This is a genomic window from Sphingobacterium sp. KH_072 (assembly GCF_057837975.1).
On the sequence record NZ_CM174457.1, the window covers coordinates 1,471,473 to 1,497,979 of the forward strand.

The following is a 26,507-nucleotide window of genomic DNA, read 5'->3' on the forward strand; positions in this document are numbered from 1 at the left end:
ATATATCAAATAGTTACATAATAGGGTTGTTTGAGTCGCCGTTTACGCAGTTCGCTGTAAAAACGGCGACTTTTTTTAGAAATCAATTTAAAAATGCCTATACAACATCGTCGATAAGTTGAGAGACAGTAGATCCACGATATTGTAAGGTTGCATCTAGTATTACCTGATATTCAGTAGGCTCTAAACCCTCAATTAGTCCCAGTAATAGCTCCGCAGCTTTTGCTCCCATATTATGTAGCGGCTGCTCAACGGTGGTGAGTTGCGGATTAACGATTGTAGAGAGTGCTGTCCCGGAAAAGCTCGCTATGGCAATATCTTGCGGAATACTACAGCCCCGCTCTCGCAAATAATTCATTGCGCCAATCGCTAAAGTATCGGTGAAGGCAAAAATAGCATCGAATGGCTGTTTAGCATCTAGTAGAATGCCTGCTGCATCATCACTAAATTTTTTCGTTCTATTTTAGGGTCTTCTCCCGATTGCGCAATGATGATGTGGTATCCCAAATCTGCTACAGTATGTTGAATACCTTCTAGTACACTGGAGGCGAAAGGGGTAACCATTTCGGGGACAATTACGCCTATCATATGAGACCGTCCAGATTTTAAATTTCGCGCTACACGATTAGGTTTGTAGCCCATTCTCTCTGCTGCTTCTTGCACTTGTTCGCGGGTTTCTCTGCGAACGTTTTTGTCGTTGGAGAGGGCACGTGAGACGGTCGAGGTGGATAGCAATAGTTGCTTAGCAAGATCTTTCAGCGTCGGTTGTTTCATTTTTGGTTTAATTCGTTAATCCAAATGTAACTTATATTGTTCATATAGGCAAATTGCAATCGTTTGCAGATTTTGGGATCGATTGCTTTGAGATTAATCACAAAAGATTTCATTTAAAATAATATGTTTACTTCCGATAACTATTATAAACCATGACTAGACATAATATAATTCAGCAACCTTCGGGTGTTGCTAAGACTGGCGTTGACCGAATAGCCATAAAATCTAGTATTGTGCACATTGGCGTTGGTAATTTTCACAGAGCGCATCAGCAATATTATACCAACTTGTTATTAGCTCATCCTGATCAGAGAGATTGGGGTATTTGCGGTATCGCATTGCTTCCTAATGACGAGAATTTGGTGCGCGCGCTACAGGCACAAGACGGATGGTATTCGCTCACGATATGTGGGCGTGACGGTAAGGATGAATTGCAGGAAATCAACTCATTGGTCGACTTGATTTGGGGTGTGGAAAATCCAAGAGTTGTGATAGACAAAATAGCATCGCTCGATACTAAAATTATTACGCTAACCATCACCGAGGGTGGTTACAATATCAATAGCACTAATGGTGCTTTTCAAATGGATAATGCTTCTATTCAAGAGGATTTAGTAAATCTTGAAACTCCTAAAACTGTATTTGGATTTGTCGCGGCGGGTTTACGAAAAAGAATGCGAGCAGGTATCGAGGGATTGACAATGCTTTCGTGTGATAATCTGCAGCACAATGGTGACACAGCCAAGCGCGCATTTACGTCCTTTATCGAAGCTCAGGATCAAGAATTAGCAGAATGGGTTGAGCAGAAAGTTACCTTCCCAAATAGTATGGTCGATCGGATCACGCCAGTTACACTTCCGCAAGATATAGATTGGTTAAATAGCAAAAATCAGCTCAATGACTTGGCTCCGGTTTATTGTGAAGATTTTGTGCAATGGGTGATCGAAGATAATTTCGTGGCCGGCCGGCCGGCATGGGAAAGAGTAGGTGTAGAGTTTACAGATGATCTAGCACAGTTTGAAAATATGAAGCTCAGTTTACTCAACGCTTCACATTCACTACTCTCTTATCCAGCTTTTCTGTCTGGTTATCGCAAAGTAGATGTAGCTATGCAAAACGAGCACCTACACCAATATCTTTCGGATTTCATGAATATTGATATCACTCCTTATGTGCCTACTCCCGAAAATACAGATTTGGATCAGTATAAAAAGACGCTTTTAGAACGATTTGCTAATCGCTCAGTGAGTGATCAAGTTAGCCGCTTATGTTTTGACGGTATATCTAAGTTCCCGGTTTATCTTATGCCAAATCTTAATAAGATGGTGGAAGAAGGAAAAGATCTCCGCCGAGTAGCTTATGGCATTGCTACCTATCGACATTATCTGAAATATAAAATCGATGATCATGGTGCAAATTATGAGATAGCTGAGCCTTGGCTCTCCGAGATTGATCTACCTTATATCGAATCGGATGATCCATCGAAATTTCTTGAATTTAAACCATTCACAGATAGCTTGCTGTCATCATCCAAAGACTTCAAAACGCTGTACTTTTCTTATTGCGCTGCTATTAAGGAGCAGGGAGCCATGGCGGTTTTAAAAACGATTCTATAATCTTTTGTGTGATGAGAAAACAACATAATATGTGGCCTTACGCCATCGTAACGTTTATCTACTTTATTGTAGGCTTTCTTACCACAGTGAATGAGCAATTGCAAGCACCACTCAAGGTGACATTTTTAAAAGAAGCGGGTAGTTACTCTAATACGTTAACAACGTCTATATCATTCTTTTTCTTTTTAGGCTATTTAATAAATAGCACCTTGGGTAGCAGATGGGTAAATCGCTTTGGTTATAAAAACACGATCATTCGCGGACTATTGTTTATCATCTTTGGTCTTTGCTTGTATATGCTATCGACGTGGGTTGGTTTGACCTATCCGGATCAGGTTATCCGCATCTCGGATGTCGCGGTGCCGTATGGTTTTATCATTTTTATAATTGGATCGTTTTTGATGGGTACTTCTGCAGCCGTCATTCAAGTGGTGGTGAATCCTTACGTAGCTTCGTACGATCTGGCAGGCACAAATGATGTGCAACGACTTAGTATTACGACTGGAATAAATTCGATAGGAACTACATCAGCGCCATTTTTCGTGACTGTGATTATGTTTAGTGGTATCTCTATAGAAAATATACAGATCCAACAATTACTATTGCCGTTAGGTGGTTTGATTGTCTGCGTACTAGTGGTCACCTTGTTTACACTTCGGATTTCTATTCCAGATATTGCAGAAACTAGAAGCACAAACAGCGCTTTGCTAACGCGTAGTATGTGGTCATTTCGACATTTTGCACTTGGTGTCGCAGCTATCTTCTTTTATGTCGGTACTGAAGTGGCCATCGGTGCTAACCTAAATCTATTTGCATTTGAATTGTTAGAATCGGGCCATCCAGTCACGTTTTTCGGTCGTACAGAATTAGTCATTGGCGGTCTAGATCTTGGCATTCATGCTTTACTTTCTACGCTTTATTGGGGAGGTTTTTTGGTCGGTCGACTTGTTTCCAGTTTTCTAAAAAATGTATCCGCGCGCAATCAATTGATTACCACAACAGCTTTGGCTAGTATACTCGTGATCATCGCAATGGTGACTAATAATATATGGTACCTAGTGGCCATAGGTTTATTGCATTCTTCGATGTGGAGTTGTATTTATTCGTTATCTATTAAAGGTTTGAAGCAATATACTTCCAAAGCTTCAGGAATCTTCATTTCTGCCGTATTTGGAGGTGCTGTCTTTACTTTAATGCAAGGTGGATTGGCGGACTGGTTTGGTTCATGGCGTTGGACTTGGACACTCTCTCTTGTGTGTGAATTGCTGATGTTAGCTTATGCTTTGGTCGGTTCACGACCACGAGAGCAGGATATCGTCCAATAGAAAAATCATTAACACTAATTATTTAAAAATGAGAAAGGTATTTGCATGCCTAGTGATACTTATTGCCCTGTCTGCTCAAGGACAAAATCTCCATTCTTCGTTGCAGTTACGTAATAGTCATCTATGGCGAGGATTAGAAGTAGCGACCGGATTGGTGTACACGGGTAATATAGAACTTACAGGAGATAATTTTTATGGTGGTTTTTGGGGAGGAGGAGATGCGACGGGTAGTTATAAAGAATTTAATCATTACCTCGGATACCGAAATATAAAAAATAGATTTAGGTTTGAATTGTGGGATATTTATAATTTTTCACCAGAAGCTACGTACAATAATACAGAGTATTTTAATTACAAGGCAGCAGAAACTGGTCGTTTCTGGGATTTTAGAAGTTTCTATACAATTAGTAATAATTTTCCGTTGGAGCTTAGCTGGAATGCGGTGGTTTTTGGTAGAGATCGGAACTCGGATAACACGGGCAATAAGTATTCTTACTTTGCTAGCTTAGAATATCCTTTTCTTCGCACGAATGATTTGATAGTAAGCGGCCGCATAGGCTATGCAGATGCATTAAGATCTCTGGGCGAACGTAACAACTTTTTCGCTTCCCGTCGCGGCCTTAGCGAAGTAAGTCTTATCGTCATAAAGCCTATACCAATAGCATCATGGCGAATTCCGATAGGTATCTGGGCGATGTGGAATACGGTAGATCAGAATGCATTCTTACAATTTTCTGTGCAAGCCTTCTCTTTCTAAAGCACGATGAACGAAAGCGAGTAACTAACCTAGCCGAAAAATCTCTTCAGAATAATATATTATTAGAATTTATCTCCAGTCATCTAATGACAAGCATTTAGTTGTACTAGTAATATCACTAAAACTAGCAGAAGAGGAAGTGTTAGTAATGACTTAAGAGCAGGTGTTTTTTTAAACATATAGGTGTTGACAGATGTATCGAAATAAATTTTGTTAAAACTAACACCTCGTGAGACTATTTGTTTACGGTTTTCCATAATGAAATCTTCAAGATTAGCTGTATACATCATTCTTAGAAGAATCGTATTATGGATATTTACCTTTTTGCTAGATCGATTACGTTTTTATTACGTAATCGATACTATTCCTTAAGTCAACTCTTAATTATCAATATCAATTTGTTATTCTAATATTAAGCAGGCCAACGTCTGGAAGATCTGAAAAGGTCTCTAAACTTACTCTGCAAGAATTCTTCGACGTTGTTGCGTAATTGACCGATCATAGATCGGGTGAAAAGCCGATAGCCAGATTGAGAATTTGTAATCAAAATAGGGATGATAGGGAGAAATTCGTGTCGTAAATGCGCAAGATTATCGAGTATGTTTTTATGTTTCCCGTATTTTTACTCTTATATCATTGAATGCATTTATGAGAAATATTGTGGTATTTACAGGCGCAGGCATATCCGCCGAAAGTGGTTTGCAAACCTTTCGCGGTGCGGATGGATTGTGGGAAGGTTATCGCATCGAAGATGTGGCTACACCAGAAGCATGGCATCGCGACCCCGAGCTTGTGCAGCATTTTTATAATATAAGACGGAAAGCTTGCTTGGCTGCACAACCGAATGCAGCACATCAATATCTGGCCGATTTAGCAAAGGTAGAGGATGTGCAAATCATCACTCAAAATATAGATGATCTACACGAGCGCGCTGGCAGCGATCGTGTGTTGCACTTGCACGGACAAATCATCAAATCGCAGTCTTCTATTGATCCATCTGCTGTATATCCGATAATAGGAGATACACTCTCCATGGATGATCGCTGTGAGCGCGGTTCGCCATTAAGACCGCATGTCGTTTGGTTCGGCGAAGCCGTTCCGGCGATGGATGAAGCTACTGCTCTTGCAGAGGTAGCAGATGTCTTTATTGTGATTGGTACATCACTACAAGTATACCCAGCAGCCAATCTTTTATACCATTTGAAAAGTGACTGTACCCTTATTTTTGTGGATCCAAATGCGTCACAATATGGCGTACCTGCGCAAACTATCATAATCGAGAAAACTGCGGTTGAAAGTGTGTCAATTCTTCAAAATTTGCTAGCCAAATAATATTTTGTTTAACTATTTAGTGTTTTGTTTATGATGTTGTTACGTAATTTATATATAGTTATTATTAATATTAAGTGTAATTGAATACTAGCGATCGGTGTGAAACGCCAAATATTATTCTGAAAACAAAAAACCTGTTAAATAACATCTTATTTAACAGGTTTTTATGAATAATTATATGAACGAATTATTCATATCTTTTATAGGCTTCCACAAAACTGCTTCGCATCTGCTGAAAGGTCTCTTCTACCGTCTTTAAAAAGCCTTCATCAATTAATTCGAAGACTCCGTTTACTCCTCCGATAATGTCGGCTTCTGCAATTTTATAAGACTGCTCCAAAGTCCCTTGTTCGAATTTTATAATGAATTTTTGATTCATCCCGAAAAGGCTGATCTTGAAAGCGGGATGAGGTAATTCTGCTAGTACGCGCATGCTAATTACTGTTGATTTTTTGGAATATGTCTGCCGTCAATCGAAAAGCATCTAAGCGTTTCTGATTGTCGAAAATGTAATTGGTGCTCATAATTTCATCGGGTTGGTGCTGCTCGATAAACTCCGAAAGTTCACTCACCAAAGTTGGAGTATCTCCTATAAAAGTGCAGCTAATCATGGACTGTACCGCCTGCTCAATTTCTGGGATACCCGCATAAATTGGTTCCGCCGTAGGCGGAGAAAGCGGTGATCTGCGATTGGTAATTATTCCAGCGAACATATTGAACAAACTGGTGGATAACAACTGCGCTTCTGCATTAGTACTGCCCGGTACGATGTTCGCGCAAATCAATACATATGGTTCTTGCAGTTGCTCGCTAGGTTTGAAATTTGCTCTATATATTTCAATAGCTTGTGAAAGCATTGCAGGAGCGAAATGTGCTGCGAAGGCGTAAGGTAGTCCCAACTCCGCCGCCAAATAAGCACTGTCGGTACTCGACCCTAAAATCCATAATGGAATTTCCAAACCTTCACCCGGAAATGCTCTTACCTTTGATGTGTGGTTATTTGTACTCAAATATTGTTGCAAAGCCTGTACATCATCTTTAAAATAAAAAGAAGTGTTCAGATTGTTACGACGCAATGCCATGGCCGTTTGCTGATCTGTGCCGGGCGCACGGCCCAAACCGATTTCTACACGACCTGGGAAAAGTGTTTCCAATGTGCCAAACTGCTCTGCAATGACCAAAGGTGCATGATTCGGTAGCATGATGCCGCCAGATCCTACACGGATCTGCTTCGTGTGGCTAGCGATATGCTGAATCAGCAACGAAGTGGCCGAACTTGCGATGTATTCCATATTATGATGCTCAGCCAACCAGATCCGTTCGAATCCGTATTGCTCCGCAGCATGTGCACTTTCCACCGTACGAGCCATAGCACCTGCGAGATTATCGTCTTTTACTACAGTTGCCAGTTCAAGCGTCGAAAATTTTACGTTTTTCATAATTCAAAGATACGAGCCGCGAGCGCCATCTATCGTCGCGGTATCGTCACAATTGCCTTTGTCTATCGTCAACACAGTGTAAATACCGCCTCGATCAATGTGATTTAATTTCCAGCATTCTTTTGGAGCCACTCCGTGCGGCGCTGATCTGCCAACGGTGTAATTTTAAATTGCTCGAATTTTACATTAAACCCATCGCCGTCTGGACAAGCCGCCATCACGCCAACTTTCACCGGATGATTATCTTGTAGCCACGCATTGCGCATCATCGTGTAGGTTTTATCATCAAAAGAATAGAAAACTTCTATCGCATCCAATCTACGAACGGCTTTTATCCATACAAAGGGAATGGCATCTTCGATCGGTACAATGCTCCAATCGCTTGTCTTATGCGTTACCACCGCGCTCAAATTGTATTTTCCATCCACAAACTCGATCCCTGCTTTGATGTAATTTTCGTGATCGATGCGCAGCATTAGTCCAGCTTGATCGAATCTAGTTTTATAATCGGCTGATATTTTGACTTTCACCTCAAACTCGCCACCGCGTTCGGTGTAATAGAATGGGGCATCATCGACCGTGAAGCCATAATGAGAAATTCGCCAATAATCACTCTTTGGTGTCACGAACATTTGCAAGGTTTCATTTTGTATTTCCCAATCACTAGGTTCATTAAACCAGGTCATCTTTTCCAATTTTTGAGCAACAACTTCCATCGAGAAAGAAGTGAGGATAATTACAATGGTCAGTGTGACAATAATTCTAAATTTGTTCATGTTTTTGTCGGTAGTTTAATATATTTACGATGTTATTAAAATTTGCATAAAGATGCAAGTGTTGATATCTTATGAACCGAACATCTACACAAACACATTAACATGTATCAACAAATGATTAAATCCTCCGTGTTGGGAACCGTGCTTTTCATGCTGAGCATCTCTCCAAACAACACATTCGCACAACAACAACAACAACAACAGCCAAAGAAAGAAATCGGATTGCAATTGTATTCTGTACGCAGTATGATGGGAAGCCACGTGGATCCCAAATCGTACAATGCTGATTACGTAAATGTATTGCAGAAGTTAGCGAATATGGGCTATACTTCTGTAGAAACGGCCGGATTTCGCGACGGTAAATTTTACAATACAACGCCAGAAGAGTTTAAGCAAAAAGTAGAATCTGTAGGGATGAAGGTATTGTCTTCGCACGTAGCCAGACCGCTATCTGCGGAAGAAGTGGCTAATGAAGATTTTACCAAAGCGTTAGCTTGGTGGGCAACCACGATCCAAGCGCATAAAGCGGCCGGAATGAGCTACATTGTGACGCCTTGGATGGATTTGCCTAAAACCGTAAAAGAGCTAGCTGTGAACTGCCGTTACCTTAATGAAGTAGGAAAACTATGCAAAGAGCAGGGAATCAAATATGGATATCACAATCATGCACACGAGTTTCAGAAAGTAGAAAATCAGGTGGTAATGTACGATTATATGATCGAGAATACGGATCCAGAATTAGTGTTTTTCGAGATGGATGTATATTGGGCGGTGATTGGTAATGCTAGCCCCGTGGAGTATTTCAAGCAATATCCTAATCGTTTTACTACGCTACACATCAAAGATCATAAAGAGATTGGCCAAAGCGGTATGGTCGGCTTCGATGCCATTTTTCGCAATGCAGATGCTGCCGGTTTGAAACACATATTTGTGGAGCTGGAAGAGGTAAGAGGCGACCTAGAGCAAGGTCTGAAAGAAAGTATTGATTACTTGCAGCAAGCCGACTTTGTAAAAGCGAGTTACGCGAATTAAAAAATAAAGCTTATCAGCACCTCTTTTTTACCGTCTTTCGCAGACCAGCACGGTGAGTGCGTCTTCCAGATCGGTGGTAAAGAAGAGGTGTATTTGACCTCCATCCCGAATCTTAAATTTCTTTCGAATTTCTTCCACCTTCAGCGGAAAATTACGCGTGGTAACATTGGCTTTGCCAAATGTCTTTTTGCGTTTCAAATCGCCAAACGGGAATACCTCTAAAATCTCAAAAGCCTTCCCTGGGAAATCAACAATGAGTTTATCAGAGGTATAAAGATGGGAGTGAAGGTGTAGTTTTCCGAGTTGATATTCTTTCGCCACAGTCTTAAAGGCACCCGCTTTTACGATACTGACGTCCGGTTCATACAGATACCTTTGCGGCGTGCGGTATTCGCTGCGAAGTGCTTTTTCCTCCGCCATGGTAAAAGATAACTCTTGCACCTGATCTTTGAACAAGCGGATCGCAGATATCAATGGCTCGCCTTCGAAACCTCTTTTCTGAATAAACAACAGCTCCTTGCAGTCATTATCTAAACTGATCACATATACATTCGTCACATGTTTTAGCGAGCGCAATGCCTGCGTAATGTCTAATAGCGGGGAAACCTTGGTGATAATGCGTTCGGATTTGGCGAAAAACAACTCCTGTAAGGCCACGATATTCGGCTCGCAGTCTTCCAACAGGAAAACTTTGCTCTGGCTTACGCGCCGCGAAGGATCGATGTAAATATAATCGAAGCTATCATCTGCTTGCTGTCGCAAATATGCAATGCCATCACCAGTTACACAGCTTACGTTATGTACGCCAAGCACCTGCGCATTGTGTGCGACGATCTCAGACAAGGCTTCGTTCAACTCACAATGAACCACAGATTGGGCATGCTGCGCCATATAACAGCTATCAACACCAAAACCGCCGGTAAGATCTATGACCTTAGCGCCTTTACGGATAATTTGCTGTTTGATCAAGGCCGTATGTTCCGATGAACACTGTTCCAGATTGAGTTTTGGAGGATAAAAGATTTGCAAGCTGAAAGCCCAAGTCGGCAACTTCGATACACATCGTTGCCAACCGTCGATTTGCGCGGCTAGCTCACTCGAAGCAACATCCGGAAATGGACTTTTCCGCAACGCAATGGTCGCTGGTAATTCCTGACGATGCGTCAGGATATAATTTTGTACATCAGCCTGTAGCAGTCGTTTATTCATCTCTTTTCTTGACCAGCATCTGGCAGGTATAACTGTCTTTTAATTCCCGAACGATTTCTTTGCCTACTAGTACGCGATCAATCGTTTGTTGATTATAATATCGAATGGTGATGAGTTCCAATCCCGCAGAAACGCTCACTTTGTAGCGCTTTTGCAAGTCTTCCATCAATTGCCAAACATTCTCACCAGTATCATCAATACTCACGCAAAAGCTAATCGCACTATTGTGCATCATATTGACCTTAATGCGGTTCTGGTGAAAGGTATTGAATATATGCCCCAGATTATCCTCCACAATGAAGGAGAAATCCAATGGTTGTATGTTGACCAACACTTGATTGACCTTAAAGATAAAGGAAGGAACAGGCAGCGTCTGGTGCGTAGCGCGAATCTGTGTTCCCGGCTGGGTAGGATCTAGGAACGAGCGCACATTAAGCGGTATTTGTGTGTTTTGCAGTGGCTTGATAGTTTTGGGGTGAATCACTGTCGCACCATAATACGTCAACTCAATCGCATCCGTGTACGATAATTCGGGTATCAATTCCGTCTCATTAAACCATTTTGGGTCGGCATTCAGCACGCCCGGTACATCTTTCCAGATCGTAAGATCTTGTGCTCGGAGACAAGATGCAAATATAGCAGCGCTATAGTCCGAACCTTCGCGACCTAATGTCGTGGTGAAATTTTCGGAAGTAGACCCGATGAATCCTTGCGTAATAATGATCTCCTTTTCCAGCATGGCTGGGATCTCTCGGCTAATTTTATCTTCCGTCTTAGCCCAATCTACCGTGCCTTCCATATACCTGTTATCGGTAAAGATATAATCACGCGCATCCAACCAGCGAACCGCAAATCCGACATGCTGACAATATGCAGCAATAATCTTCGTCGATAAGATTTCGCCTAAAGAGACGATCTGATCATACAAATAGTCATATGCATCTTGGGGATCTTCCTCCAAAATCCATTCGGCTTCGACTAAGGTATTGATCACATCATCAAAAATTGGATGATTTTTATCACTAAACAGTTCATGCAAAATGGTAAGGTGCTCGGTGCGCACTTGCTCCAACGCTTCAAACGGATCGCCTTCCCGATAAAAATAGCGATCTACTACTTCAGAAAGTTTATTGGTGGTTTTGCCAATGGCAGAAACGACAACTAATAATCCGTTTATCTTATATGTATCTATGATGGTCGCTACATTGCGAATGTTTTCTGCACTTTTCACCGAAGCGCCACCAAATTTGAATACCTGCATGAATCTTGAAAGAATTAAGGGTGTGTTACTTTTATATCCTGAATGAATTTTTGTGCTTTATCCGTCAACAAGTCTTTCAACTGATCGTACGGTATATGGAATTGCGTGACGCCTTCTGCATACGCTTTTATTTCATAGGGATTGTATTGAAAGGCCAAGTTTTCCTTGTCAAAAGCAAAGTTATCAGGGAGTGCAAATACGCCCTCATCAAAAAAATACCGATCCGTTAGCGGTGTATCCGGCGCTAGGCCTTCGACTTGGCGAAAACGCGCTTCTGCCAACGCGATAAACTCTTGTTGACGTTCTGCTGGCACAATATCGCTGAGCGTTAATGGTTTTCCTGTTTGCAGATCATAATTGTCATACAGCTCCGCAAAGTTGCCATGCGCTCCGCCTGTGTATTCGATCAGTGTTTTGCTAATCACCAACAAGGTCGGCGTGTATAGCATCACGCGGCCACGAATATCTTGAAACCACGCATGGGTAAGTTCGGGCTGTTGCGCTTCTTCCACATAGCTATCATAATCTGCTAAGAAAGATTCTCCCATCTGTTCGAGGTCGGCTCTGTCTTTCACCGCCATCGATTGCATGATCAAGGCATTGAACAGTGTATCTTCCGAAGTCGGATAACTTGCCCGAAAATAAGCTGTATCGTACTGATCGCCACGAGATTGATAGTACGGACTCGTTTGAAAATACTCCGTCGTGCGATACGCGGAAGTATCTACAGATCGTGTCGTGTCCGATCGTTCCGTTTGCCGTTGTCCATTAGGAGATTGGCAAGCAGATACTGAAATTAATGAAGCAGCAAGGAGTATAACGAAGTTTTGAACCATAACATGTCGATTTATTGAAACGCAGATAGCGTATACCGTTTCTAACCCTCTGATGCTTTAAAATGTTTGATAACGCGTTTACCAAATAGTGTACTGCCCACACGAATCATCGTGCTTCCTTCCGCTACCGCAATGGTATAATCGGAAGACATACCCATAGAAAGCGTGTCAAAAGAATCTTCTTTGCGGAAGAAGCTTACTTTGACGCCATCAAATAACATTTTTAGTTCGTAAAACTCTTCTTTAATATGTTTTTCGTTATCTGTATTAGTAGCGATGCCCATCAATCCGCGGATGCGAATGTTTTGCAACTCGCTCAAAGCATCATCGCGTAACACTTCGATCAGTTCCGCGTGGTCTAAACCAAACTTCGCTTCTTCATCGGCAATATGAACCTGCAGTAAGCAATCAATGACACGGTTATTTTTAACACCATGTTTGTTAATCTCTTTCAAGAGATTAAACGAGTCAACCGATTGTATCATAGCGATAAATGGCGCTATGTACTTCACTTTGTTGGACTGCAAATGTCCGATCAAGTGCCACTCAATATCCTTCGGTAGCGCTTCTTGCTTAGACACTAACTCCTGCACCATATTCTCGCCAAATAGGCGCTGACCGGCTTCATAAGCTTCTAGAATATCTTCGTTTGACTTCGTTTTGGATACGGCTATTAAAGTCACTTCGCGTGCCTTTAGTTCATTTTGTAAAGCTTCTATGTTATTTCGTATACTCATCTTCTTTGCATTTATTAACAAGCAATGGGATAGGCATTATCGACCCTAATTGCTAAATTTGTACAAATTTACAAAATGCGTGCTTCATTCTATGTGTTGATTCCACTGATTTTACTATTGGCCTCTTGTTTAGAGAAAAGGCCAGAAGGAATATTGAAGGAAGATCAAGTGACCAAATTGCTTACGGATGTACATATGCTGGATGGATATCTGCAAACATTGCCGATTGATAGTTCGCAGAAGGTGATCGATACGCTATATACACAATTGCTATCACGATATGGTCTGGATTCAGTCGCGTTTGAGCGTAATCTGGATTATTTTTACGCGGATCCGGTGCTTACCGAAAAAATCTATGGAAACATTCAGAAGGAGCTTACAGATGCCGAGCGACAGTTTAACCGTACCGATTCGTTGCGCTATGCCGTAGAGCGAGATAGTCTGAATCGTATAGCCCATTATCAGCGATTGTTGGACATAAAACAGAATCTTTGGAAGTTCTATCCAGATTCAAATTTCCGCTTTGATTACGAAGGTTACAAAGAGAGCGTATATCGTCCAAGTGGTATCGGATACCTATGGAGACGTACGGATCTTACACCAGTATCGGTGCCAAAGCCAATTCAGGTAGATTCTGTTGGTGTGGAAACAGGGCCTTTGGATGTTACAATAGCACCCTAATTTATTGACTACAATTATCTATGATATATCCCCTTAACGCAGCCGATAAGCTGGGTTTTTTAGAAATTAAAGATTTGGTTCGGCAGAAATGCCTGAGCGAACCAGCGCGCGAATTGGTGAGTAAAATACAACCTCAGGTCAATCCAGAACAGATCCAAAAATTCTTGCATCAGACTGCGGAGTTCAAAACCTTGCTGCAGACGGATGATCCATTGCCGATCGACCATTTGTATCCGATTCGTCCTTTGGTGGAGAAAGCCCGTGTAGAAGGGACATTTTTATTGGAGGAGGAGTTTCATCGCGTGCTATTATCGCTGCGTACTGTTTTTGCTTTGATTCGCTATTTCAAAGAACGCGAAGGGCAGTATGCGCATCTCGATATGTTATTTGAGCATCTGACGATTGAAAATAGCATCGTTCGGTCGATCGAGCAAGTGATCGATGATCGCGGCAAGATGAAGGAGAATGCATCCAGATTCTTGTTGGATGTTAGTCAGCAAATTCAGAAAAGTGAGCAAGAAGCGCGCAAGCGTTTGGAGTCGGTATTCAAGGCCGCACAAAATAATGGCTGGACGGCAGATGGTAATTTGACTATCCGCGATGGCAGGCTGTGTATTCCTATTTTAGCAGAGAATAAACGGAAGTTAAAAGGGTTGATTCATGATGAATCAGCTACTGGACAAACTGCTTATATAGAGCCCGAAGAAGTATTTCACTTAAATAATAAGGTAAGGGATTTGGAGTTCGCGCGTCGCCGCGAAATCGTTAGGATACTCACGGAACTGACGAATTCATTGCGCCCCCATATTCCGCTATTGCAATCCTACCATGGTTTACTCACGAAGCTGGATTTTGTACGTGCCAAAGCTTTGTTTGCGATTGATATCGAAGCGGCATTGCCGGAGATTATAAAGACCGCGGAAATTCATTTGGTGAATGCACGCCATCCTTTATTATTCCTAAGTGCCAAGGCTGAAGGCACACATACGATTGTGCCTTTGAATATTAAGATGGACGAGCAAGATCGGGTGATTTTGGTTTCAGGTCCTAATGCTGGTGGTAAATCTGTCTGTATGAAAACGGTTGGTCTATTACAATTGATGTTTCAGTCGGGCTTACTAATCCCTGCTGACGGCAATTCTAAAATGGGGATTTTTAAGCAAATATTTGCGGATATTGGTGATGATCAATCGATCGAAAGCGATTTGAGTACCTATAGTGCTCACTTGTCGAAGATGAAACATTTTACAGAGTTTGCTAACGCCAGAACCTTGGTGCTGATTGATGAGTTTGGTACAGGTACAGATCCACAATTTGGTGGGCCAATTGCCGAAGCTGTTTTGGAAGTTTTGAATACCAAAAATGTGCGTGGGGTGATCACAACTCACTATTCCAACCTCAAAGTTTTTGCGAGTGATACCGCTGGATTAGAAAATGCCTCGATGCTGTTTGATAATTCCGCGATGAAGCCACGGTATATTTTACAGATTGGCAAGCCCGGTAGTTCCTATGCACTGGAAATCGCACAGAATATCGGACTACCCAAGGAAGTGGTGCGCTTAGCAAAAACTAAAATTGGTGAACATCAGCAAAATGTAGAATCGCTGTTAGTAAATCTGGAACGGGATAAAAAAGAAATCATTGATACCAAAGCAGCTATTCTGAGGCGAGAGAAAGAATTGCTGGCCAAGCAGCAAGAATATGAAGAGCTGCGTGATTATGTAGATACCAATAGGAGAGAGCTGCTCAAGCAAGCGAAAGAGGAAGCGCGCCAGATCCTGAAAGATGCCAATAAGCTGGTAGAAAATACGATTGCGGAAATCAAATCGGTACAAGCGGATAAGGAGAAAACACGTGAAATCCGATCTACCTTGCATCAAGCGATTGATAAGCACAGCCCGGTCAAACCAGTTGTGAAAAAGTCAGTATCGAAATCGGAAATGGTGGTTGATCAAGATCTTCAAGTAGGAGATTGGGTGCGGCTTCTTGATTCTGGTAATGAAGCACAAGTGATCGAGATCGCCAAAAATAAAAATTTGATTCTAGCCTTAGGCGAGTTGCGCACGGTGGTGAAGCCTGCTAAAGTAGAGAAACTACAAGGCAAAGAAAAGAAAAAAGCATTGAAGCGGATCGGTTCTGTGTCTACCGGTGATGCCGCTGATTTCAGTCCGGAGCTCGATATCCGTGGTATGCGTACCGACGATGCGATGAATCAATTGGAGTTGGTGTTGGATCGTGCCGTCATGATTGGTTATCCTTCTCTGAAGATCGTTCATGGTAAGGGTGATGGTATTTTAAGAAAGTTTGTGCGAGAATATTTACGGAAATACAGTCATATCTCTCATTTTGAGGATGAACACGCGGATCGGGGCGGAGATGGTATTACCTATGCCTACATCAAGTAGAGCGCATAAGCACATGCAATAGAGTTCTTTAGACTCACTATAAATTATAGGCGCTGATATCACACCGTCATTTTTTTTTCCACATTTTTAAAAAGTTACTTTTTCCATAATGGTAATTTGGTTGCCTATATTTTAACATATCTTTAACACTTTGCCCCAAGCTGTTACCATAATTTCCATTTTTCTGACATCTCGTTTATCATAAGCACTTATTAACATGTAAGGACAGTATAAATCTAACATTAAGTTTATGTTAAGCCGTTGATATACTGCTCTCTCTTCTTAATTTTGCGGTGCATAATTATTTTATCAAACAACAACTTATGAAGAGATCTTTACTTTTCTTTGCGTTAGTCCTAGCTAGCTATGGAACTATCCAAGCGCAGGTCACGACGAGTAGTGTTACGGGGATTGTAACACAATCATCGGGGCAAGCAACACCAGGTGCGACCATTCGTGCGGTGCATACGCCGTCTGGTACCACTTACTCCAGCGCTGCCAACGACGCTGGTCGTTTCAATTTAGCCAATATGCGTGTTGGTGGTCCTTACCGTATCGAGGTTACTTACGTTGGACAAGACCCAGTTGTTTATGAAAATGTTTATCTACAATTAGGTCAACCTTTCGTGTTAAACGCGGTATGGAACTGCAACTAAAAATGAGAGACTTTTTTTACGCTGCTAGTTTTTCTTTGTTCAGCAGCATTTCTTCCATTTGCTTAGGTGTTTTATACCCTAATGCCGAATGTGTTCTTCTGGTATTGTAAAAGCCTTCAATATATCCGAATACCTCTAATTTAGCGGACTGCTGATCAATAAATCTTCTGTGGTAGACCATTTCAGCTTTTAGTGATTTGAAGAAGCTCTCAGCCACCGCATTATCCCAACAGTTTGCCTTCCTACTCATACTCTGGGTTATATTATTATCCCTGAGTATCGATTTAAATTCGTCACAGGCATACTGAACCCCTCTGTCGGAGTGAAAGATCAGTCCATTCTTGGGAGCTCTGTTCCCAACAGCCATGTTCATGGCGGCTACCGAGGTGTTTTCAGCTGTCATATCGGTGCTCAAAGACCACCCGATCACTTTTCTGTCCGCCAGATCAATAACGGTTGTCAAATAAAGCCAGCCCTTGCTGGTATGGATATAGGTGATATCGCCGACCCACTTTTGCGACAGGGTATCCGCTGAAAAATCTCTTTGGAGGAGATTTTCAGCTATCCGATAGCCATGGCTGGAATCTGTTGTCACCTTATACTTCTTTTTCACTTTACTGCGTATACCATGTTTCTTCATCAACCTTGCTACATAGGATCTGGAAACCGGGTCTCCAGCTTTATGCAGTTCAGCTGTTATTCTTGGGCTGCCATATATACAATCACTCTCCTTGTGTATTTTTTGTATTTTCTCAACAAGTATTTTAACCCGCTGTTCACCAGGGGACTCTGGAGAAACCAACCAGCGGTAAAAACAACTAGCGCTAACACTAAATACATCGCACATCTTCTCTACGGAATATACCTCTCGATTCGCTGCTATGAACCGGTATATGGACCGTCTCCCTTGGAGAAGATGGCGATGGCCTTTTTTAAGATGTCGCGCTCTAGCTCCGCATCTTTTAGTTTTTTGCGCAAAACCCTCAACTCCTGCTCCTGGGGGCTTATCTTGGGGTTGTCCGGAAGAACTTTGTTGCCATTGAAACGTGGGTTCCTGCGCCATTTACTGAGCAAACTGGGATCGATATCCAGCTCCTTGGCCACTTCCGAAACTGAGCCTTTCACAATACTCAGCTCAACAGCCATTATCTTAAACGAATCATCAAATTTTCTATGCATATCATCAAATTTAAAATTACTGATTAAATCTGTCTCGCACTAAAGGTAGCAACTCCAGTATTTGGAGATGGGATGACAAATCTTGATGAGATTGCTGTAACAGGACCAAGTCGTATCAATACGGCTCGTACCGGTGCCTCAACTGCCATTGGTCAAAAGCAATTAAAAGAGCTTCCGCAAGTTAATCGTAGTATTATAGACTTTACGCGTTTAACTCCACAAGCTAATGGAACGTCATTTGCCGGTCGTGATGCACGTTATAATAACGTGCAAATTGACGGTGCAAACTTTAACAACGGTTTTGGTACCGATACAAACAATCCTTTACCAGGTGGTGGATCGCAACCTATTTCTTTAGATGCAATCGAACAAATTACCGTAAATATTGCTCCTTTTGATGTGACGCAATCGGGTTTTACTGGTGCGGGTATCAATGCGATCACTCGTAGTGGTTCAAACCGCGTAGAGGGATCTGCCTATTACTTTTTACAGAACCAAAATCTACAAGGTCGCCGCATCGGAGATGTTACTTTAGACCGTGTTGACGCTGCAAATCGCAACTATGGTTTTAGATTAGGCGGTCCAATTGTAAAAGATAAATTATTCTTATTTGTTAATGCGGAGCGTGAGGAATCGACTGGAGCAAATGCCTCTGGTTCTAATCTTTGGAGACCGTCTGAAGACGGTGTAGCGGTACCTGAACAAAATATCGCCCGAACTCGTAGATCTGATTTGGAGCTAGTACGGAATCACTTGATTAACCAATGGGGATATGATCCAGGACGATATGAGGGTTATGCCAACGAGGCTAAGCAAAGCAGTACGAAATTCTTAGCGCGTTTAGACTGGAATATTGATGATGTGCACAAATTAGCAGTGCGTTACAATCAGGTTATTGGAAACTCGATGCAAGTAGCAAATGGTTCATCAGGACCTCGCCCACGTGCAACTGGTGCCTATAATCGGGTTGGTCAAAACTCGATTACATTTGAGAATGGAAATTATGCATTTCAGAATGTGGTTCGTTCTATCACAGCTGAGTTAAACAGTAACTTTAGCTCAAGATTAAGTAATCAATTTCTAGCGACGTATACACGTATTCAAGATACTCGTACAACACCTAGTAATCAATTATTTCCTTTTGTAGATATAGGTGACGGTACGCATAATCCAGCTGACAACTCTAGTCCGCACCAAAACTATATGAGTTTCGGTACCGAGCTATTCTCGTACAATAATGATGTAATTAATAATAATTATTCCTTCATTAACAACTTAACCTTATTAGCTGATAAACATAATTTCACGTTTGGTGCAGCATTTGAGATTCAGAACTTTGGTAACAGCTTTACCCGAATGGGAAGTTCGTATTACAGATATGCATCTGTGGAAGATTTCTTGAGCACAGGTGGTCCTAATGAGGTGGCGCCAATCATGTTCGGATTGACCTACCCTTATGATGGTCAAGATACTTATTCGAGAGTAAACTTTGGTCAGGCATCATTGTATGCGCAAGATCGTTGGACTGCTACCGATAAGTTGACTATTACTTATGGTGTTCGTGCAGAGTTACCAATTTACATGAATAAGCTAACGGCAAATCCTTCAATCGACGCGTTGCGTTTGCAAGATGTAAATGGTATGCCGACTAACTACAACTCAGGTTTGTGGCCTAAATCGCAATTGCTAGTTTCTCCACGTTTAGGTGTGAACTATGACGTATTTGGAGATCGCAGCTTAGTACTTCGCGGAGGTACCGGATTCTTCTCTGGACGTGTGCCTTTTGTGTGGTTGACCAACATGCCTACAGGTGCTGGAGTTTTACAAAACACGATTGAACCAGGAAATTACGGCGAAGTGGCACCATGGATTGGAAATGTAAATTTCAATACAGATCCATATTATCATTTAAACAATGTGCCACAAGGTGCGGAAAATGTATTTATCAGATCACCTCGTGATGGTGCTCCAGGTACATTTTCTTTAGTGGATCGCAAGTTCAAGATGCCAATGGTTTGGCGTACAAGTTTGGGCGCTGATTACAAAATTCCAAACTCACCTTTTGTTGTAACGGGAGATTTCTTATATACTCGTGACATTAACGCGGTATTCCAGTTTGGTTCTAACTTAAGAGCGCCTAATACTTTCCTTAACTATGGATCGTCTGGCGAACCGGGAGATTATGGTGATAATCGTGCATATCATCCAAACGGAGCAACTGCATTTAACCCTGCTATTGGCGCTAACAACGGAACTGTCTTAACAAATACTAATGTTAAAGGATATGCTTTGAGTGCTACAGTTGGTTTAAGCGTGCCAAACTATAGAGGTTTTAGTGGTAGTGTTTTCTATACCTATTCTGATGCAAAAGATGTGACTGGAAACAGCGGATCAAGCGCTAGTTCAGCTTGGGGTGCGTCTGCAAATATTAATGGTCCTAACGATCAAATGTTGCACATATCATCTTTTGCTATTCCTCATAGAGTTGTTGCTAATTTGAGCTATCGTTTTGAGTATGCAAATGCATTAGCTACTACGGTGGGTGTTTATTATAATGGTTCTCATCAAGGTCGCTTCTCGTACATTTACTCGACCGACATTAATAGAGACGGCCAAACTGCAGATCTGATCTACATGCCTAAATTAACATCTTCTCTTAACTTCCAAGATTACACGATCACCTACAGAGATAAGGATGATGTCCAACAAAGCAGAACCTTTACCTCGGCAGATCAAGCGGCAGCGTTCGATCTATATGCTGCTGAAAATGGTTTAGATAAGTATAGAGGTCAGTATTTGCCAAGAAACGGATTTTTGAGACCTTGGTTGAATCGTTTTGACGTGCGTGTTTTGCAAGACATATTTACAAATATCGGCCCTCGCAGACATAGCCTACAATTTAGTGCTGACTTTATCAATTTCGGTAATTTGCTTAACAAAGCTTGGGGTATTCAAGAGAACTTAAATACTGCAGAGCAATTGTTAGGAGTTAATGGAGGAGTGTCTCCACAAGGCGTACCAGCGGCATTTAGATTACGTAATGTAAATAATGAACTGGTTACAACACCATTCCAAAATGCAAGTAACTTTGGAACTACTTATCAAATTATGTTAGGATTGCGTTACACGTTCTAGTCTAACGTTTTTCACATAGAGATTTAATTTTAAAATCCCCGAGCAATCGCTCGGGGATTTTTTTGTTTTAATCAGATGGAAGCTGTTATCCATGCAAATTTGCAGTAGTTATAAATTTAAAAATATTCTTGCCAATAACTGAATAATGATCCACTTTGCTTATTATTCTTTATGTGAAATAAATATATTTATGTAGATATATTAAAGCCTTAAAAAGTTAACAATTTCTTTATGTTTAATCTTGATGTAATTATTACTTTTTTTTTAGAAATTTTATTTTTAATAAAATTAAGTTTATTTCGTTCTGGTATCCGAATTAGAAATGGGATCGTTGAACGTTTTCTTGTTTCGGCATCGTGTATAAAATAACTTATTCACTACAACTATTACGCGACCAAAAATTAATTAATACAAACTTTAATTTATGAAGAGATCTTTACTTTTCTTTTTGTTAGTTCTAGCCAGTTATGGAACTATCCAAGCACAGGTTACGACAAGTAGTGTTACGGGGATAGTAACACAATCATCGGGGCAAGCCACACCGGGCGCTACTATCCGTGCGGTTCACACACTGTCTGGTACAGCCTATTCCAGTTCAGCTAACGATGCTGGACGATTTACTTTAGCCAACATGCGTGTTGGAGGTCCTTACCGGATTGAAATTACCTATGTAGGCCAAGATGCTATAGTTTATGATAACGTTTACCTGCAGTTGGGGCAGTCTTTTGTGTTGAATGCGATGTTCGGTGATGATATAGCGACCGTGGAAGAGGTGGCCGTATCAAGACGATTAACTCAAGGTCAACAAAACGGTGCAGCCACTGCGATCGGTCGCGATCAGATTAACCAGCTACCATCCATTTCCAGAAGTAATAAATGATTTTACACGGCTGACGCCACAAGCTAATGGAACAGCAATAGCAGGAGGAAATTACCTTGCTAATAATTTTTCGGTAGATGGTGCAAATTTCAACAACCAATTTGGTATAGGTCAAAATCTGCCTGCAAATGGATCTCCAATTTCCATAGATGCCATTGAGCAGATTGTAGTAGATATTAACCCTATAGATGTTCGCCAGTCCGGTTTCACGGGGGCGGGGATAAACGCGGTGACCCGTTCAGGGAGTAACGAATTTTTCGGTTCCGCGTTTTACACCACCAGAAATCAAAATCAAATCGGAAACCGCGCGGGTGATGAAGTTATTCCCATATTAGACTTGAGCGAAAAGCAATATGGTGTGACGCTCGGTGGACCAATCCTCAAAAATAAAGTCTTCTTTTTTGCTAATATAGAACAACTCAGACGTGTACAACCTGGGCCGAATCGCATTGCATCAAGTCCTTCAAATCCCTTTGGGCCGGATGCATCCAACAACGTAACTCGACCTACAGAAGAGTTTTTAAATGGTGTGAGCAACTTCCTCCGAAACACATATGGCTATGAAACCGGGCCTTATCAAGGCTATTCAAACAATAGTAATCATGACATGATTTTGCGAAAATTGATTGGAATATTGCAGATAATCATAAAATAAATCTCAGGTATAATCAGGTGCTTTCCAGCACCCCGGCTAACTTGAGCGGTTCCTTTACAGGTTCGGGGTTATAGCGTGCTGGTTACAATAGAACTGGGAGAAATACCTTGCATTTCCAAAATTCTAACTATTTTCAGGATCGCAACTTTTACTCTAGTGCACTAGAATACTTCGGCCGTTGGGGCAACACGAATAACACTATTCGATTATCCTACTCAGATCAATATGAGCCGAGAAGTACTCCTGGTGATGAATTTCCTTTAGTCGATATCTTAGATGGAGGTGATATTATCACCACTTTTGGAAATGAGCCATTTAGCTATGGCAACCTAATTCGCAAAAGTTCGGGTGTACAAAGTCGGCTTAATAATGTATAATTTTTGTATGGAAATAATGTAATTCCTGGCGTAAACAATCAAGGACAACCAGTTTTAAATACCCAAAGGACGGCACAGTCTGGTATTCCCGAATTTAATATGAATGTGATTAATGGGGAGCTACCAACTACACCATTTCAGAATGCAAGTACTTTGGGAACTACTTGGCAGATGCAATTAGGTATTCGATATATTTTCTAAATTTTGGTGCTATGATCACTACCACTATTCACAACGCATATATCTTGGGAATAGTGGTATTTCGTAAATAATGCGCTAAAACTTCTTACTAAACGTAAACTTCCGCTGGGCGAGGTAACTATAAATAGTGATAATCGAAGTACACAAAACCTGTGATGGCGTAGGATACCAGTGTAATAGTTCCACAAATAGTTTGAGTAGGAAATAATTCAAGAACAACGATCCCATATTGGTGGCAAAATAACGAAGCAGCCGATTTCCGAATTTCGGTGCGTGTTCATTTTGTTTGAATACGAAAAAGAAATTAAACAGAAATCCCGTAAAAAACGTCACCACAAAAGAGGTTAATAGTGCAAATATATATGGGCTGATGGTAACCAATCCAAGAACTTCCACATTGTTTTTGAAGGTGACATAGTGGAAGATCAGATAAAACAGTGTCCAATTCAGTAAGACATTAAAACCACCAAAGAAAACATACTTGAATTTTTGGTAATTCAAGAGGTTCACCTTTCGGTTTCTGACGGATATCGAAACATCCGTATCCGAAATATACCGTTTTAAAGATTTTAGCTTGCTATCGTTGGAGTTCATCAAGGCACTAAGATAACGACCCTATCACAAAAAAACACCCTCGATGAATAGAAATTTATCGAGGGTGTTTTAAAAAGAGTGATTAGATCACGTATTAATTATACATTTCTTCGCGTTGCGCTTGCACCACTTCCGACTGAATGTATTCGTCGTAAGACATTAACTTGTCGATGATTCCTTTCGGCGTCAGTTCAATAACACGATTCGCTACCGTTTCGGTCAATTCATGATCTCGCGAAGTGAATAGCACCGAACCTTTAAAATCTGTCATTCCGTTGTTCAAAGCCGTGATCGACTCCAAATCCAAGTGATTGGTAGGCTCGTCAAACATCAAGAAGTTCGCTCCTTGCAACATCATGCGGGAGAACATACAACGCATTTTTTCTCCTCCAGATAGTACCGAACATTTCTTCAATACCTCTTCACCAGAGAATAACATTTTACCCAAGAAACCACGGATAAACTGTTCGTCCGAATCTGGGCGTGTAGAATACGTTCTCAACCAGTCAACTAGATTTTCCTTGCTGCCTTCGAAGAAATCGGTATTATCAATCGGCATATCTGCTGGAGTGATCGTTATACCCCACTTGAAATCTCCTTTATAATCTTGATCACGACCTGCTAGGATATCGTAAAATGCGGAAGTGACTAAATTGTTATCTGCTAAGATCGCGATCTTATCGCCTTTATTGACCATAAAGGAAATGTCTTTGAAAAAGACCTGTCCATCCACCGTTTTGCTCAAGCCTTCTACCTGCAAAATCTGATCTCCTGGATCGCGATCCATGGTGTTGAACATGATAGCAGGATATTTACGATTGGAAGGTTTGATCTCATCGATATTGATCTTATCCAAAGCCTTCTTACGAGAGGTGGCTTGTTTGGATTTAGACGCATTGGCCGAGAAACGACGGATAAATTCCTGTAGTTCCTTGACCTTATCTTCCGTCTTCTTGTTCTGATCCGAACGTTGTTTCAGCGCTAACTGAGAAGATTCGTACCAGAACGTATAATTACCGGTATATATCGTCATTTTGCTGAAGTCGATATCTACGATGTGCGTACACACCGAATCTAGAAAGTGACGGTCATGGGATACCACTAATACAATCGCTTCATATGATGCTAAGAAATCTTCTAACCAAGCAATGGTTTTGATGTCCAAATCATTGGTAGGCTCATCGAGAATTAAGATATCTGGCTTGCCAAAAAGCGCTTGTGCCAAGAGCACACGAACTTTCTCATTACCATCCAACTCTTGAACGAGTTTTGTATGTTGCTCTTCTCTAATACCTAAATTACTCAAAAGGGTAGCGGCATTACTTTCGGCATTCCACCCATCAATTTCTGCAAACAGACTTTCTAGTTCGCCAGCGCGCTCACCATCTGCATCCGAGAAATCTTCCTTCATATAGATGGCGTCTTTCTCTTTCATAATCTTGTACAGATCCTGATTACCCATCATCACCGTTTCTAACACGCTAAATTCGTCGAAGGCATAGTGATCCTGACTAAGTACAGACATGCGCTCGCCTGGAGTGAAAGCTACGGAACCAGTTGATGGATCTACCTCACCAGAGATGATTTTTAAGAAAGTAGATTTTCCTGCTCCATTTGCACCGATAATACCATAACAGTTTCCTGAGGTGAATTTTAGATTCACATCCTCAAAAAGTATGCGTTTTCCGAAACGAAGGGAGAGGTTTGATATATTAATCATGAATGATGTATTTTACGTGTTGTAGGAGATTGCACTCCATAAATTATTGTATGCTAATTCGGGTACAAAGGTACGATTAAAAATAGAAATTATTGATACGCGGTTAAGGCTAATCATGCCACCCTATACGACCGTGTTTGCCGGCAAAATACTGGTTTCCGGGGATTGATATCCGGGACCCTCACTTGTAACTTAGTTCTTAATTATCACTAAATAAAGCAAGATGAAAAAGCTATTCACAATTTTCATAGTTAGTTTATTATTTGTTGGCTGTTCGAAAGATGATTCCACGCCTATTGCGGATGGTAATTTTGATGAACTTTTTGGTGGTAAGCCGTATAAAGGTACGGCACGAGGTGTGCGTTCGCAGCCCGGTGAGACAGACTATATATGGAACGGGGAAGGTCGTATAGCGGTGATCGAGGCTGCAAATGATTCTGTTTCGGTCGTGTTTATGGCCGACTTTGATGATCAAGGAGAGATAAATCTAAAATTCCGAGGTAAGATACATGGATCTGACTTACGGCTAGAAGCTGCTGAGAGCGAAAGCTATTTCGTCATTAGTCAAGAAAAGATAGACGGAAAAATTGATAATGCGGCACAAAGCATGTTATTTGATGGGATCTTTCAACGGGGCAAAGCGGATTTGGCAATGAGTGTTTATTTCAAACAGACGGATGGTGCATTTCCCGCCGGATCGACCTTAAACCTGCAGTTGAATACGAGTCGTGAAATCCCGACCGAGAATGATAATGATTCGGGCTGTGGTGTGCGCGTCGTACCGATTTGGGGACCAAATGGTATGACGATGGGCATGGTGCCAGATTGCTAATTGTAAAGGCAAAAATGAATTGTTCTTTTTTTCAGAATGAAACATCTTCGAAATAGCGCCATGATTGGATACACATACAACCGCCGAAACAAATAATA

General features: G+C 41.4%; 26 protein-coding genes and 1 pseudogene. 14 read left to right on the top strand and 13 right to left on the bottom strand.

The window, feature by feature from the left end; translation table 11 throughout:
* Positions 1-97: 97 nt before the first annotated feature.
* Together AC3IRT_RS06820 and AC3IRT_RS06825 are read right to left on the bottom strand one after the other, a co-directional pair.
* Positions 98-427 carry a substrate-binding domain-containing protein gene (locus AC3IRT_RS06820; RefSeq protein ID WP_489396113.1) on the bottom strand — a complete coding sequence of 110 codons (330 nt, stop codon included), beginning with the start codon at positions 425-427 and terminating at the stop codon, positions 98-100.
* Entirely contained in the window at positions 418-774 is a 357-nt protein-coding gene (locus tag AC3IRT_RS06825) for a LacI family DNA-binding transcriptional regulator (RefSeq protein WP_489395645.1), read from the bottom strand. Before AC3IRT_RS06825 ends, AC3IRT_RS06820 begins: the two co-directional genes overlap by 10 nt.
* A gap of 152 nt (positions 775-926) precedes the next feature.
* Here AC3IRT_RS06825 and AC3IRT_RS06830 point away from each other — a divergent pair, with 152 nt between their 5' ends.
* From AC3IRT_RS06830 to AC3IRT_RS06845, 4 genes are all read left to right on the top strand, one after another.
* Positions 927-2,390: a mannitol dehydrogenase family protein gene (locus AC3IRT_RS06830; RefSeq protein ID WP_489395646.1), complete on the top strand. Its 1,464-nt coding sequence runs from the start codon at positions 927-929 to the stop codon at positions 2,388-2,390.
* Positions 2,391-2,401: 11 nt separating this feature from the next.
* Positions 2,402-3,715, top strand: a complete 1,314-nt coding sequence (locus AC3IRT_RS06835; protein ID WP_489395647.1) for an MFS transporter — start codon at positions 2,402-2,404, stop codon at positions 3,713-3,715.
* A gap of 28 nt (positions 3,716-3,743) precedes the next feature.
* Entirely contained in the window at positions 3,744-4,472 is a 729-nt protein-coding gene (locus AC3IRT_RS06840; RefSeq protein ID WP_489395648.1) for a hypothetical protein, read from the top strand.
* Positions 4,473-5,120: 648 nt separating this feature from the next.
* Complete coding sequence (locus tag AC3IRT_RS06845; RefSeq protein ID WP_489395649.1) at positions 5,121-5,804, top strand: SIR2 family NAD-dependent protein deacylase; 684 nt, start codon at positions 5,121-5,123, stop codon at positions 5,802-5,804.
* A 187-nt stretch (positions 5,805-5,991) separates the two neighbouring features.
* On the opposite strand, the gene AC3IRT_RS06850 is transcribed toward AC3IRT_RS06845, so the two are convergent.
* The 3 genes from AC3IRT_RS06850 to AC3IRT_RS06860 all read right to left on the bottom strand — a co-directional run bounded on the left by AC3IRT_RS06850 (position 5,992) and on the right by AC3IRT_RS06860 (position 8,019).
* On the bottom strand, positions 5,992-6,237 hold the full coding sequence (locus AC3IRT_RS06850; RefSeq protein ID WP_489395650.1) for a hypothetical protein: 246 nt from the start codon (positions 6,235-6,237) through the stop codon (positions 5,992-5,994).
* Position 6,238: 1 nt separating this feature from the next.
* Positions 6,239-7,243, bottom strand: coding sequence for an LLM class flavin-dependent oxidoreductase (locus tag AC3IRT_RS06855; protein ID WP_489395651.1), 1,005 nt, complete (start codon positions 7,241-7,243; stop codon positions 6,239-6,241).
* 104 nt (positions 7,244-7,347) lie between these two features.
* Entirely contained in the window at positions 7,348-8,019 is a 672-nt protein-coding gene (locus AC3IRT_RS06860) for a DUF1349 domain-containing protein (RefSeq protein ID WP_489395652.1), read from the bottom strand.
* Between the two features lie 114 nt (positions 8,020-8,133).
* Between AC3IRT_RS06860 and AC3IRT_RS06865 the strand changes: the two genes are divergently transcribed.
* On the top strand, positions 8,134-9,051 hold the full coding sequence (locus AC3IRT_RS06865) for a sugar phosphate isomerase/epimerase family protein (protein WP_489395653.1): 918 nt from the start codon (positions 8,134-8,136) through the stop codon (positions 9,049-9,051).
* A 27-nt stretch (positions 9,052-9,078) separates the two neighbouring features.
* On the opposite strand, the gene AC3IRT_RS06870 is transcribed toward AC3IRT_RS06865, so the two are convergent.
* The 4 genes from AC3IRT_RS06870 to AC3IRT_RS06885 are packed head-to-tail and all read right to left on the bottom strand — an operon-like array spanning position 9,079 to position 13,094.
* Positions 9,079-10,260, bottom strand: a complete 1,182-nt coding sequence (locus tag AC3IRT_RS06870) for a THUMP-like domain-containing protein (RefSeq protein WP_489395654.1) — start codon at positions 10,258-10,260, stop codon at positions 9,079-9,081.
* Positions 10,253-11,521, bottom strand: coding sequence for an aspartate kinase (locus tag AC3IRT_RS06875; RefSeq protein WP_489395655.1), 1,269 nt, complete (start codon positions 11,519-11,521; stop codon positions 10,253-10,255). The genes AC3IRT_RS06870 and AC3IRT_RS06875 overlap by 8 nt, the downstream gene beginning before the upstream one ends.
* A 14-nt stretch (positions 11,522-11,535) precedes the next feature.
* Complete coding sequence (locus AC3IRT_RS06880) at positions 11,536-12,357, bottom strand: DUF3298 and DUF4163 domain-containing protein (RefSeq protein ID WP_489395656.1); 822 nt, start codon at positions 12,355-12,357, stop codon at positions 11,536-11,538.
* Between the two features lie 41 nt (positions 12,358-12,398).
* Entirely contained in the window at positions 12,399-13,094 is a 696-nt protein-coding gene (locus tag AC3IRT_RS06885; RefSeq protein WP_489395657.1) for a YggS family pyridoxal phosphate-dependent enzyme, read from the bottom strand.
* A 75-nt stretch (positions 13,095-13,169) separates the two neighbouring features.
* On the opposite strand from AC3IRT_RS06885, the gene AC3IRT_RS06890 reads away from it, so the two are divergent.
* The 3 genes from AC3IRT_RS06890 (at position 13,170) to AC3IRT_RS06900 (ending at position 16,836) form a co-directional block, all read left to right on the top strand.
* Positions 13,170-13,775, top strand: a complete 606-nt coding sequence (locus tag AC3IRT_RS06890; protein ID WP_489395658.1) for a DUF4296 domain-containing protein — start codon at positions 13,170-13,172, stop codon at positions 13,773-13,775.
* Positions 13,776-13,795: 20 nt separating this feature from the next.
* Complete coding sequence (locus tag AC3IRT_RS06895; RefSeq protein WP_489395659.1) at positions 13,796-16,180, top strand: endonuclease MutS2; 2,385 nt, start codon at positions 13,796-13,798, stop codon at positions 16,178-16,180.
* Between the two features lie 323 nt (positions 16,181-16,503).
* Positions 16,504-16,836, top strand: coding sequence for a carboxypeptidase-like regulatory domain-containing protein (locus AC3IRT_RS06900; protein ID WP_489395660.1), 333 nt, complete (start codon positions 16,504-16,506; stop codon positions 16,834-16,836).
* A gap of 16 nt (positions 16,837-16,852) precedes the next feature.
* On the opposite strand, the gene AC3IRT_RS06905 is transcribed toward AC3IRT_RS06900, so the two are convergent.
* Both AC3IRT_RS06905 and AC3IRT_RS06910 read right to left on the bottom strand, forming a co-directional pair.
* Positions 16,853-17,899 (bottom strand): IS3 family transposase, encoded by a 1,047-nt coding sequence (locus AC3IRT_RS06905; RefSeq protein WP_489395111.1) that lies wholly within the window; start codon positions 17,897-17,899, stop codon positions 16,853-16,855.
* A pseudogene (locus AC3IRT_RS06910) lies at positions 17,812-18,015 on the bottom strand (transposase); the annotation flags it as partial. The pseudogene AC3IRT_RS06910 and the gene AC3IRT_RS06905, both read right to left, overlap by 88 nt.
* 72 nt (positions 18,016-18,087) lie before the next feature.
* Here AC3IRT_RS06910 and AC3IRT_RS06915 point away from each other — a divergent pair.
* From AC3IRT_RS06915 to AC3IRT_RS06935, 5 genes are all read left to right on the top strand, one after another.
* Positions 18,088-21,150 (top strand): TonB-dependent receptor domain-containing protein, encoded by a 3,063-nt coding sequence (locus AC3IRT_RS06915; RefSeq protein ID WP_489395661.1) that lies wholly within the window; start codon positions 18,088-18,090, stop codon positions 21,148-21,150.
* A 424-nt stretch (positions 21,151-21,574) separates the two neighbouring features.
* Positions 21,575-22,030, top strand: a complete 456-nt coding sequence (locus AC3IRT_RS06920) for a carboxypeptidase-like regulatory domain-containing protein (RefSeq protein WP_489395662.1) — start codon at positions 21,575-21,577, stop codon at positions 22,028-22,030.
* On the top strand, positions 21,963-22,685 hold the full coding sequence (locus AC3IRT_RS06925; protein WP_489395663.1) for an outer membrane beta-barrel protein: 723 nt from the start codon (positions 21,963-21,965) through the stop codon (positions 22,683-22,685). The genes AC3IRT_RS06920 and AC3IRT_RS06925 overlap by 68 nt, the downstream gene beginning before the upstream one ends.
* 107 nt (positions 22,686-22,792) lie before the next feature.
* The gene (locus AC3IRT_RS06930) at positions 22,793-23,062 is read left to right on the top strand and encodes a hypothetical protein (RefSeq protein WP_489395664.1); all 270 of its coding nucleotides are present in this window, start codon (positions 22,793-22,795) and stop codon (positions 23,060-23,062) included.
* 3 nt (positions 23,063-23,065) lie between these two features.
* Positions 23,066-23,263 carry a hypothetical protein gene (locus tag AC3IRT_RS06935; RefSeq protein ID WP_489395665.1) on the top strand — a complete coding sequence of 66 codons (198 nt, stop codon included), beginning with the start codon at positions 23,066-23,068 and terminating at the stop codon, positions 23,261-23,263.
* Between the two features lie 75 nt (positions 23,264-23,338).
* Here the strand turns inward: AC3IRT_RS06935 and AC3IRT_RS06940 are convergent, their stop codons facing one another.
* Together AC3IRT_RS06940 and AC3IRT_RS06945 are read right to left on the bottom strand one after the other, a co-directional pair.
* Complete coding sequence (locus tag AC3IRT_RS06940) at positions 23,339-23,857, bottom strand: GtrA family protein (protein WP_489395666.1); 519 nt, start codon at positions 23,855-23,857, stop codon at positions 23,339-23,341.
* 94 nt (positions 23,858-23,951) lie between these two features.
* Positions 23,952-25,577 (bottom strand): ABC-F family ATP-binding cassette domain-containing protein, encoded by a 1,626-nt coding sequence (locus AC3IRT_RS06945; RefSeq protein WP_489395667.1) that lies wholly within the window; start codon positions 25,575-25,577, stop codon positions 23,952-23,954.
* Positions 25,578-25,800: 223 nt separating this feature from the next.
* Between AC3IRT_RS06945 and AC3IRT_RS06950 the strand changes: the two genes are divergently transcribed.
* On the top strand, positions 25,801-26,409 hold the full coding sequence (locus AC3IRT_RS06950) for a hypothetical protein (protein WP_489395668.1): 609 nt from the start codon (positions 25,801-25,803) through the stop codon (positions 26,407-26,409).
* Positions 26,410-26,507 lie beyond the last annotated feature (98 nt).

Excerpts from the sequence above, each read along its gene's own strand:
- AC3IRT_RS06855 (WP_489395651.1), bottom strand. The coding sequence starts at position 7,243 with ATGAAAAACGTAAAATTTTCGACGCTTGAACTGGCAACTGTAGTAAAA.
- AC3IRT_RS06825 (WP_489395645.1), bottom strand. The coding sequence starts at position 774 with ATGAAACAACCGACGCTGAAAGATCTTGCTAAGCAACTATTGCTATCC.
- AC3IRT_RS06895 (WP_489395659.1), top strand. The coding sequence starts at position 13,796 with ATGATATATCCCCTTAACGCAGCCGATAAGCTGGGTTTTTTAGAAATT.
- AC3IRT_RS06845 (WP_489395649.1), top strand. The coding sequence starts at position 5,121 with ATGAGAAATATTGTGGTATTTACAGGCGCAGGCATATCCGCCGAAAGT.
- AC3IRT_RS06850 (WP_489395650.1), bottom strand. The coding sequence starts at position 6,237 with ATGCGCGTACTAGCAGAATTACCTCATCCCGCTTTCAAGATCAGCCTT.
- AC3IRT_RS06835 (WP_489395647.1), top strand. The coding sequence starts at position 2,402 with ATGAGAAAACAACATAATATGTGGCCTTACGCCATCGTAACGTTTATC.
- AC3IRT_RS06920 (WP_489395662.1), top strand. The coding sequence starts at position 21,575 with ATGAAGAGATCTTTACTTTTCTTTTTGTTAGTTCTAGCCAGTTATGGA.
- AC3IRT_RS06945 (WP_489395667.1), bottom strand. The coding sequence starts at position 25,577 with ATGATTAATATATCAAACCTCTCCCTTCGTTTCGGAAAACGCATACTT.
- AC3IRT_RS06870 (WP_489395654.1), bottom strand. The coding sequence starts at position 10,260 with ATGAATAAACGACTGCTACAGGCTGATGTACAAAATTATATCCTGACG.
- AC3IRT_RS06875 (WP_489395655.1), bottom strand. The coding sequence starts at position 11,521 with ATGCAGGTATTCAAATTTGGTGGCGCTTCGGTGAAAAGTGCAGAAAAC.
- AC3IRT_RS06890 (WP_489395658.1), top strand. The coding sequence starts at position 13,170 with ATGCGTGCTTCATTCTATGTGTTGATTCCACTGATTTTACTATTGGCC.
- AC3IRT_RS06940 (WP_489395666.1), bottom strand. The coding sequence starts at position 23,857 with ATGAACTCCAACGATAGCAAGCTAAAATCTTTAAAACGGTATATTTCG.
- AC3IRT_RS06950 (WP_489395668.1), top strand. The coding sequence starts at position 25,801 with ATGAAAAAGCTATTCACAATTTTCATAGTTAGTTTATTATTTGTTGGC.
- AC3IRT_RS06830 (WP_489395646.1), top strand. The coding sequence starts at position 927 with ATGACTAGACATAATATAATTCAGCAACCTTCGGGTGTTGCTAAGACT.
- AC3IRT_RS06840 (WP_489395648.1), top strand. The coding sequence starts at position 3,744 with ATGAGAAAGGTATTTGCATGCCTAGTGATACTTATTGCCCTGTCTGCT.
- AC3IRT_RS06900 (WP_489395660.1), top strand. The coding sequence starts at position 16,504 with ATGAAGAGATCTTTACTTTTCTTTGCGTTAGTCCTAGCTAGCTATGGA.
- AC3IRT_RS06880 (WP_489395656.1), bottom strand. The coding sequence starts at position 12,357 with ATGGTTCAAAACTTCGTTATACTCCTTGCTGCTTCATTAATTTCAGTA.
- AC3IRT_RS06905 (WP_489395111.1), bottom strand. The coding sequence starts at position 17,899 with ATGGCGCAGGAACCCACGTTTCAATGGCAACAAAGTTCTTCCGGACAA.
- AC3IRT_RS06865 (WP_489395653.1), top strand. The coding sequence starts at position 8,134 with ATGATTAAATCCTCCGTGTTGGGAACCGTGCTTTTCATGCTGAGCATC.
- AC3IRT_RS06915 (WP_489395661.1), top strand. The coding sequence starts at position 18,088 with ATGACAAATCTTGATGAGATTGCTGTAACAGGACCAAGTCGTATCAAT.
- AC3IRT_RS06860 (WP_489395652.1), bottom strand. The coding sequence starts at position 8,019 with ATGAACAAATTTAGAATTATTGTCACACTGACCATTGTAATTATCCTC.
- AC3IRT_RS06885 (WP_489395657.1), bottom strand. The coding sequence starts at position 13,094 with ATGAGTATACGAAATAACATAGAAGCTTTACAAAATGAACTAAAGGCA.